This is a genomic window from Lactobacillus xujianguonis (assembly GCF_004009905.1).
GTDB lineage: Bacteria > Bacillota > Bacilli > Lactobacillales > Lactobacillaceae > Lactobacillus > Lactobacillus xujianguonis.
On the sequence record NZ_ML136948.1, the window covers coordinates 1 to 1,003 of the forward strand.

General features: G+C 40.5%; 1 protein-coding gene. It reads right to left on the reverse strand.

The window, feature by feature from the left end; translation table 11 throughout:
- Positions 1 to 75: 75 nt before the first annotated feature.
- Positions 76 to 1,003 (reverse strand): IS66 family transposase (gene tnpC, locus EJK17_RS11310; RefSeq protein WP_127796439.1); only part of this gene is annotated, 928 nt, incomplete at its 5' end.

The following is a 1,003-nucleotide window of genomic DNA, read 5'->3' on the forward strand; positions in this document are numbered from 1 at the left end:
GTAAGCGTAAAAAACTGAAGTATCTTAAAACCCCACCTTGGCTTGTGCTAAGATGGGGTTAATTATATTCAAAATTTATCTGCAGCTTGCCTGCACTTGCTTTGTCCATGGCAAATAAGCCGACAGTGCTTCTTTGTCTGTCAGAGTTGATTCATTGGGTAATTTATAGAGCAAATATTTTAGATATTTTTCTGGATCTAAATCATTGCGTTTAGCAGTTTCAATCAAACTAAGAATGATAGCTGAAGATTTCGCTCCGTTAAGACTCTGAGAGAATAACCAGTTCTTGCGCCCAATAACTAGCGTCTTGATTGCCCGCTCAGCTAAATTGTTGGATAAAACCAGTCGGCCATCTAATAAAACATGCTTGAATGTTGTTTCATGATTCAAAGTGTAAGCGAAGGCTTTTCCCAACTTGGAATTAGGCAGAGTCATTGCTTTATGTTTACGACACCAGTCAAAGAACTCTTCCATGAGTGGGGCTAGTTTCTTCTGACGTAGCTGTAGACGCTCTTGGTTAGATAGGTTTTCCCAGTCCTTTTCTAGGGCAAACATTCTATCACAATAACGTACGCCTTGATTAGATATTGACTTGTTTGAGGCTTCAGGCGGAACGGCTTCGAAAAATTTTCTTCTGACATGAGCCCAGCAGCCAACTAAGGTAGCTTGGACCAATTGACCGTATGCCTGCCACATATCGCAATGCAAGAAGCCACTATAATTGCCTAAGAAACTAGTTACTACTTGACCACTGCGATGTGGATCATGATGATATAGAGTAATTGGTTTTTCCGCCTGCTTATCAGACAAAAAAGTCCAATAAAAAGTTTTTACTGTCTCACTTTCCAAGACGCGATAAGTGGTTTCATCTGCATGCAAGAACTTTTGCTCTAGCAGCTTTTCTTTAAGCAATTGATAAAGCGGCTCTAAGTAGTATTCTGTGGATTTAGTCTGCCAGTTAATAATATCTTGGCGCGTCACTGGCAGCCCCATTTTTTGCCAG